The organism is Cruoricaptor ignavus, assembly GCF_900141665.1.
GTDB classification, from domain to species: Bacteria; Bacteroidota; Bacteroidia; order Flavobacteriales; family Weeksellaceae; genus Cruoricaptor; species Cruoricaptor ignavus.
Genome location: NZ_FQYI01000005.1, coordinates 171,638 through 178,943, shown reverse-complemented (window position 1 = coordinate 178,943; position 7,306 = coordinate 171,638). Strand labels below are relative to the sequence as shown.

Below are 7,306 nucleotides of genomic sequence, written 5' to 3'. Positions count from 1 at the left end.
CTTCTTTCAATTTTTGGTTCAATTTCAAAACCTTTTATTTCTCTAAAAAGTTGATGTTCAGAATCAATGGACTTAAATTCAGCCAAAATAATCAAACCAATCAACTCTATATCAGATAGTTTTGGTTTTATAGGTTTAAAATAAAAATCTTCAGTTTCGGAAATGTCTCTTAAATTATTTAAAATTAAGTTGTAACTTGCCTCAAGGTTGCTCATAATTGTATTTGATTGGTAGTCAATACAATATACTAATTTTTAGTCACTTGAGCAACCTATTTTATAATGCACTACGGGTTATTATTAATTTTGGGGTTTTGACAAATCTACTAAAAGCTCTGGAGAGATGAGCTCTTTTGCAAAATAAACGTTGGAAATAACTTTGGCTTTTTGCAAATGTGCTGATGAGCGTTGGCAAAAAAAGCGGCTGGAAAAAAGAATCAATTTTGCATTGGGAATGTGAAAGTTAATCATTCCCCGTATTTTTATTTTTCTTTTGATATACACGGTTCTGATAGCATAGCATATAACGGATTGGGGCTTTGCGGTAGCGGGAAATCACGCCCACAAAACTCGAAATATAACAAAAATTAATATTAGGAGGAAATGCGATTAGGCGGCCTCAGGCCCGCTGCCGCAAAACCCTTGTTGAACTAAACCTCCGGTAGTTTTTCCCATTCGCTGTTTTAGTAACTTTGTTTTTATTAACCTTTTAAAAACTCATCAAATGGCTACAAAAAAATCTCCGGAGGATTTAAGGACAAACAAATTCCTGAACCGTGCCTCGAGCGAAGTTAACGGTTTTGCCGAACTTCCGCAACGATTCGAAAGAAATATCTCCATCCTGGGCAGACGCAGGCGTACCTTCGAAAATTATTCCCGTCACGATGCAGCCTTGGCGCTCTAAAAACGACATCCCCATAAGAGGACCATCATACTACTGAAAAGCTACCGGAGCCTCCGTTCAACGGGCTTTCATTTCTTGTCTTGCAGACAAAACGAAAGCTTAGTTATTAGCGGCTGCCATTCTTCTCGTCAAGACAGGAAAGTGTTGCTTACAAGTCTTCGACCTGCGTTTTCGTCATGTGTCGGCAAATAAATAGTTTTCCTTAGTCTGCTGTAATCAAGAATGTTTTTATAGGTCTTCGCAGTTAATTTATAGTCAGCATTAACCCCTGCCAATTCATTTATTAGTACTTGCTCTTGTGTGTATGAAGTGTCACCTGAAAAGATGATGTCAAAATGGTCTGTTTTAAATAATATCGAACTATGTCCGATAGTATGACCCGGAGTAGGTATATATAATAAATCTTCACCTTGCGTAATAGGGTATGCCTGATTGAAGATTTCGATTTTGTTGTATTTATAGTTTACTTTATTGGGCTTAAACCAATTTGGATAAGTGCTTGGCATATTACTGTCTGCACGTTTATACTCTATTTCTCCAACTATGATTTCTTGGTTTGGGAAAAATTTAAGACCGTCAGTATGGTCTAAGTGTAGATGTGTCAATACAACTAGTCTAACATCATCAATATTTAAATTAATGTTTTCAAATTGATGGTTCAATTCCTGATTTTCCAGTATTTGAAATTTAGCAGCGTTTTTGAATTGGAAACGCAAAAACCAACTTTCACTTTTTAGGTATTTGTCCAAGTCAGTTACCTGTGCATTTTCTCCTGTGTCAATAACAATAAGTCCGTCAGGGTGCTCAATAACCCAAACCCAAATGGGCAAATAATCGGTGTAATTTTTATCTAAAAGAATGTTCAGTTTGGCAAGTTCGCCAAATCCTTTTTTCTTTTTGAAATTTGTCTTTACCGCTACACTTCCTGTGCAAAGTCCGTGAATTTTAACGTCTTTACCTTTTAGTTTAACAGTAGTTGTGACGTTGTTGAAGGTTGGCAGTATGCCTTGTAAATGTTCCATCTTTTTAAAAATTAGTTATTTGATGAAACAAAGGTAGATGCCGTCAGAAGGTCAAAACGATAACAAAAGATAAGAAGCGAAGAAGTTACTTTTTTACTATTCTGTTTCTGATACGACTTAATGAAACAGGAGTAATGCCGAGATAGGTGGCAATTTGATGTTGTGGTATTCGGTTTATCAAATCAGGTCTTTCTTTTTGAAGTTTAATGTAGCGTTCTTCAGGGCTGTCGAGAATTTGGGAAGTGAATAAGTCGTGTAACGCAACAAATCGTTCTTCTAATATTTTTCTTACCAACTCATTTAATTGAGGATTGCTTTTTAATGTCTGTTGAAAGTCGTTATAGTTGATTGCCAGAACTTCGCAATCTTCAATGGTTTCAATGCTATGTTTGCTTGGCTTTTGAGAAATAAAACTGTCATAAGCTCCTGCAAACATTTTCTCTGTAAAAAAGTAAGCTGAAATATCTTCTCCATCTTTTTCATAGAAAAGTCTGATGCAGCCACTTTTAATGAAGTAAACTTCTTTGGCAACTTTTCCCGCAGTTAGAAGATTGGTTTTATTTTTTATTGTTCTGCTGTCAAAATTCTTTGTGAACTCTTCAATTTCTTTAGCTGTCAGTTCTTCCATTTCTTTCTTAGATGTCGGTTAGTTTATGGTTGCCGCTAACGGTTTCGGGCTTTGCGTAGTGGGGGCATTAGAAGCACTACCTTTCAACCTTGCACAAAGGTAAATAAAAAGAACTGACGTTCAATTAAGCACGTCAGCCCCCATTACGCAAAACCCATGTTGAACTAAACTTCCGGTAGCTTTTCCCATTCGCCGTTTTAGTAACTTTGTTTTTATTAACCTTTTAAAAACATATAAAATGGCTACAAAAAAATCTCCGGAGGATTTATGGACCAACAAACTCCTGAACCGTGCCTCGAGCGAAGTTAACGGTTTTGCCGAACTTCCGCAACGCTTCGAAAGAAATATCTCCATCCTGGGCAGAAGCAGGCGTACCTTCGACAGTTATTCCCGTCACGCTGCAGCCTTGGCGCTCTAAAAACGACATCCCCATAAGAGGACCATCATACTGCTGAAAAGCCACCGGAGCTTCCGTTCAACGGGCTTTCATTTCTTGTCTTGCAGACAAAACGAAAGCTTAGTTATTATGGCAGGCATATTTATTCTCTAGTTTCAAATTCGATTAAATATTGTTTTAGTGGAATATTTTTATCAGTTCTGAAATTATTGGTAATTAATAGTTGATATTTTTTCTTCGGTTCTAAAGTTACAGAAATTGTCCAAAACTTTTTATCTTTTGACCAATATCGTTTTTTTACATCATTTTTTGGAAAAGCATTTTGTCCTAAATCTCCGAAATCAATTCCTGTATTATAGCCATTTAATGGTTCAGAAAATTCAACTGTTATTTCGTTTATTTTGGGGTCAACATTATTACTTTTATTTTTGAACTGCTTAATTCCGATTACAGTTGGTCTTTTGTTTTCATAATCATTATACAAATCGTCAAGTGATTTAGAAAAAAAGTTTGATTTTTTCACAAAGTCTTCTACTTCATCTTCATTTGAATAATCCAATTCTATCATCTTCTTTATTGCTTCGTTTTTATCTTCAGCCTGATTATAGAAATTTTCGCACATTTGGTAACCAATATAATAACCTAAATCTCTTACGCCAAAATCATTTGGAGAATCTCCCCATAACCATTTATACAGATTATTCATATTGAACATTTCTTCTTCAAATTTGTTTCTAACTTTATCTGAATTGGTTTTTCCATAATTAATTGCTGGTGATGCGGAAGGAAGATTCATTGCTTTGGTAGAAATAAATTCTGCAACACCTTCCGTAATTACAAACGAAAGTATATTGTCTACAAAAGGTTTTTGTTGTGTGTGAACATATTCGTGAATATTCAATAACACTAAATCTTTTATCGGTTCGCTATCGAAAAATTTGCGTCTGGCATTTCTAATACTTTCAGGAAATTCGTCCGTAATTGTTTTTTTATCAGTCATAGCAATTTCACTTCCAATTAAAACAAGGTTGTGGGAATAAGTACCATTTGTTCGTAAAGCACCAATGGTAAAATAGATTTTTGCTGGTTTTAATTCAGGATATATTTTACGAAGTTTTTCAATTCCTAAATTCAAATCTCTTTGATATCTTTTTGATTTTAGTGTATTTTTTCTAACAGAATTCCAAAACTTTGGATAATTATTAATCGCATTGATATAATCCTGGCTTGTATAATTTCTGGCTTTTCTAATTGCTTTTAAACCTTCTGTTCCTTTTGAGAAATATAAATCTTCAAGTAGTTTTTTTTGTAAAATTGAATCTTTTGTTTTTGTAATCTTATCATACGCTTTCCAAAAATTATCGACATCCGAAGAAAAGACATTCTGGGCTCTGGTTTGAATTGTAAAACCTATAATGATTGAAAGAAAAATTATTTTGAAGGTTTTTGTCATAGATTTAGTTTTAGCGTTATTTTTTGGTATGCTTGCACATAACGGAAAAAGTATTTGCGAAGGACGGCTACTTTGCAGACATTTTCAAAGGAAAACCTAACCTAAGCAAAATGCTTTTTCAGATTTCTAAATTACTGAAAAAAGAAATATGAAAAGTATTTTTGCGAATATTGCTGACTGAATTCTCAAAGACAATATTCACCCCGTCTTTTGCCAATACACTGTTAGCAGAAGTATTATTTAATAACAGTTTCCATTACAATCTGTTGCCGTTTTGGTAATCTTCAGGTGTGATACTATAAGTTTCCTTTTCTTCATCGTAGTTTGCTGGATTGAAAATGTTTCTTGGATTTTCATAACAGTTAGATGAAGCAGAACATTGTTGATAAATAATTTTTTTTGATTTTCAAAAACTATTTCAATATGTGAAAGATTACTAATACTTTTATTAAATATAACATCTGTCATTGAAAGTCCACTATTAAAAGAAACTTCTTTAGCACCTATATTAGCACCTGAAAATAAAAACCCCTGTAAATCAATGGCTTACAGGGGTTATTATGGAGATGGAGGCTTAGCTGCGGATATTTGTTTTAGCCTTGAGGTCCCTTCTCCTCAGATAAATGAACCTCAGCTGCAGCAGGAAGGCATAAAACACCCACAGGATCAGGATATGCACCACCTGCTCCGTATGGTCGGAAAGCCGCGCACCTGTCTGCACAATGGAGCCATAAGCCTTGAGGAAAGGGGTAGTCGGCAGGCAGGCGGCAAGATCTTGTATGCCCTGTGGCAGTGCTTGCAGCGGAAGTGAATAGCCGGAAATCAGGAAGATAGGGTAGGAGCTGAAGCCCATCACCTGGTAGGTCATCAGCGGATTTGGGAAAAAGGTTCCCAGCAGCATGCCGAGCGTAATCACGGAGCAGAGGAACAGCAGCGTGATAATATACCCGTCACGGTAGCTGCCACGGAAACTTGCATCCAGTATGGTAAAATTCACCGCGACGATGAAGAAGGCAAGCACCGAGGAAGATATCAGATAAAAAATACTCTTGCCCGTCAGTATATCGGAAAAAGAATACTTCCTGAGCATCGACGCAAGACTGCCCGATTGCTTCTCGAAACTCATCGCTGCGCATACAGCAATCAGCAAGGTTTGCTGCAGGATAATGGCGAGCAGCCCGGGGATGATAAAGCTGCCGTAGTTCCTGTCCGTATTATAGAGCGGGCGGTAGTCAAACTTAATAGGGTTTGTAAGCTGCATCGCGGCTTCGGAGCCCTCGCCCTGCTTTTCAAAATAAGCCTTGCGCACGCCTCCGCCCACCGTCATCGCGATCTCGTTCAGGGAAGACATCAGGGCCCCGGTAGGCAGGAACTGCGAAGTATTGATGTACATAGAAACATTGGCCTGGCGCTGGCTCAGCAGTTTTTCCTCCATGCCCGGCGCGATCTCGATGTAGCCCTGTACATCGCCGCGGTACATAGCTTCCCTTGCGACCGCAACAGTGGGGTAGATGTGGGATTCCACCTTGGTGCTGCTATGCACCTCGTTTACAAACTGGCGGCTGATGTTGGTATGGTCCTCATCCACCACGGCGATCTTCACCGGCGGCTGATCTTTATTAATGTAAATACTGCCGTACAGAAACGCATATAGGATGGGCGCCACGAGTAGCGTGAGGAATAGACTCCTCTGCGACGATACCAGCCGGATCTCATTAAGAAATATCTCAACTATGTGCCGCATTCCTTAAAGTTTTGTTAATACGCATCTGGTATACCACGATTGCTATCGGGAAGCCCACCCCACCGAAAATCAGCAGCGAGACAAGATGCTTCGTCACATAATCAACCGGCAGATGCATATAATACAGCTTAATGAAAGCATCCAAGAAATGAGAATACGGCATCGCCAGGGCATAATACTGGTCGTACCAAGGCATCGCACTTCTCGGGAAGGTGTAGCCGCTGAATACAAAGGCAGGCGCAGCATAGAACAGCGCCACCTCCACCGCGGTGAGCAGGTTTTTTACAATGGCGGAAACCGCAAAACTTAATCCCAAGCTGGCAAGCACCAGCAGGTTGTAGGCAATAAAAATCGAGAGATTCCCAGGATGTGCCAGCCCGAACAGCGGGAAGATTACATAGAAAATAAGCCCGAAATTAATCCAGGACACTGTAATATGCGCCAGCGTTTTCCCCACGATAATCTCGGATGAGGAGCTGGATATGCTCAGCAACTCGCCGAGGGTTTTCCGATTTTCCTCCATATTCAGGGCAAGCACCCCTGCCACCAGCAGTGCCATCTGAAGCCCCACCGTTACCAGCCCGGGTACCAGGTATTCCTTATAATTCAGCTCCGGGTTATACAGGTTGGATATGTTCAGCTTAATAGGCTGTACCAGCGCCTTAGCCTGTGAGGCGGGCAGCCCCCCCTTCTCCGCCCGCTGCAGCACAGCCGCCAGGGAGCCCTGGATGATGATGGGCGCAGCGTCCTTGTACACCATATTGGAGGGCACGATCAGCGAGCTGTTGGTAAAGAGCGTGATGGTAGCCGGCTTGTTTTTCTTGGCATCCGCCTCCAGGTCCTTCGGGAAGTGTATCGCACCGAAGATATCGCTGCGGCGCATCAGCTCAGAAATCTCTTCCTCGCTGGATGCCGTATAGGCTATATTGATATTGTCGCTAGCGGCGAGCATATCGGTAAGCGTCCTCGTGATGCTGGAGTGGTCTTCATCCCACACCGCAATTGGCAGGTTCCTTACAAATTCATTTTTATATATAAGTCCGTAGAAAACGAATACGATGGGCGGGATCACCAGCAGCACCATATAGAAATACGGTATTGAGAAAATCCTTTTCCACTCGCGGATTATTATGGCATTTACTCTCTGCATTCTCTGCCT

Annotated in this window: 8 protein-coding genes and 1 pseudogene; 2 read left to right on the top strand and 7 right to left on the bottom strand. The window is 39.7% G+C overall.

Annotated elements, in window-relative coordinates:
- Both BUB43_RS06840 and BUB43_RS11265 read right to left on the bottom strand, forming a co-directional pair.
- Positions 1 to 215 (bottom strand): annotated as a pseudogene (locus tag BUB43_RS06840) (IS982 family transposase); the annotation flags it as partial.
- An 84-nt stretch (positions 216 to 299) separates the two neighbouring features.
- Entirely contained in the window at positions 300 to 470 is a 171-nt protein-coding gene (locus BUB43_RS11265) for a hypothetical protein (RefSeq protein ID WP_159430233.1), read from the bottom strand.
- Between the two features lie 253 nt (positions 471 to 723).
- Between BUB43_RS11265 and BUB43_RS06830 the strand changes: the two genes are divergently transcribed.
- Positions 724 to 903 (top strand): hypothetical protein, encoded by a 180-nt coding sequence (locus BUB43_RS06830; protein ID WP_073179543.1) that lies wholly within the window; start codon positions 724 to 726, stop codon positions 901 to 903.
- 128 nt (positions 904 to 1,031) lie between these two features.
- Here BUB43_RS06830 and BUB43_RS06825 read toward each other — a convergent pair whose 3' ends face one another.
- A complete protein-coding gene (locus BUB43_RS06825) occupies positions 1,032 to 1,925 on the bottom strand; it encodes an N-acyl homoserine lactonase family protein (protein ID WP_073179541.1) in 894 nt (297 codons plus the stop codon).
- An 85-nt stretch (positions 1,926 to 2,010) separates the two neighbouring features.
- Entirely contained in the window at positions 2,011 to 2,553 is a 543-nt protein-coding gene (locus BUB43_RS06820; protein WP_073179539.1) for a Crp/Fnr family transcriptional regulator, read from the bottom strand.
- Between the two features lie 238 nt (positions 2,554 to 2,791).
- Between BUB43_RS06820 and BUB43_RS06815 the strand changes: the two genes are divergently transcribed.
- On the top strand, positions 2,792 to 2,971 hold the full coding sequence (locus BUB43_RS06815; RefSeq protein ID WP_073179537.1) for a hypothetical protein: 180 nt from the start codon (positions 2,792 to 2,794) through the stop codon (positions 2,969 to 2,971).
- 121 nt (positions 2,972 to 3,092) lie between these two features.
- On the opposite strand, the gene BUB43_RS06810 is transcribed toward BUB43_RS06815, so the two are convergent.
- The 3 genes from BUB43_RS06810 to BUB43_RS06795 all read right to left on the bottom strand — a co-directional run bounded on the left by BUB43_RS06810 (position 3,093) and on the right by BUB43_RS06795 (position 7,297).
- The gene (locus tag BUB43_RS06810) at positions 3,093 to 4,403 is read right to left on the bottom strand and encodes a DUF2268 domain-containing putative Zn-dependent protease (protein WP_185113765.1); all 1,311 of its coding nucleotides are present in this window, start codon (positions 4,401 to 4,403) and stop codon (positions 3,093 to 3,095) included.
- 574 nt (positions 4,404 to 4,977) lie between these two features.
- The gene (locus tag BUB43_RS06800; protein WP_073179533.1) at positions 4,978 to 6,147 is read right to left on the bottom strand and encodes an ABC transporter permease; all 1,170 of its coding nucleotides are present in this window, start codon (positions 6,145 to 6,147) and stop codon (positions 4,978 to 4,980) included.
- Positions 6,131 to 7,297: an ABC transporter permease gene (locus BUB43_RS06795; RefSeq protein ID WP_073179531.1), complete on the bottom strand. Its 1,167-nt coding sequence runs from the start codon at positions 7,295 to 7,297 to the stop codon at positions 6,131 to 6,133. Before BUB43_RS06795 ends, BUB43_RS06800 begins: the two co-directional genes overlap by 17 nt.
- Positions 7,298 to 7,306: the final 9 nt, after the last annotated feature.

Bases quoted from the DNA above. Each gene is read 5' to 3' on its own strand.
- BUB43_RS11265 (WP_159430233.1), bottom strand. From the start codon at position 470: ATGATTAACTTTCACATTCCCAATGCAAAATTGATTCTTTTTTCCAGC.
- BUB43_RS06830 (WP_073179543.1), top strand. From the start codon at position 724: ATGGCTACAAAAAAATCTCCGGAGGATTTAAGGACAAACAAATTCCTG.
- BUB43_RS06825 (WP_073179541.1), bottom strand. From the start codon at position 1,925: ATGGAACATTTACAAGGCATACTGCCAACCTTCAACAACGTCACAACT.
- BUB43_RS06820 (WP_073179539.1), bottom strand. From the start codon at position 2,553: ATGGAAGAACTGACAGCTAAAGAAATTGAAGAGTTCACAAAGAATTTT.
- BUB43_RS06815 (WP_073179537.1), top strand. From the start codon at position 2,792: ATGGCTACAAAAAAATCTCCGGAGGATTTATGGACCAACAAACTCCTG.
- BUB43_RS06810 (WP_185113765.1), bottom strand. From the start codon at position 4,403: ATGACAAAAACCTTCAAAATAATTTTTCTTTCAATCATTATAGGTTTT.
- BUB43_RS06800 (WP_073179533.1), bottom strand. From the start codon at position 6,147: ATGCGGCACATAGTTGAGATATTTCTTAATGAGATCCGGCTGGTATCG.
- BUB43_RS06795 (WP_073179531.1), bottom strand. From the start codon at position 7,297: ATGCAGAGAGTAAATGCCATAATAATCCGCGAGTGGAAAAGGATTTTC.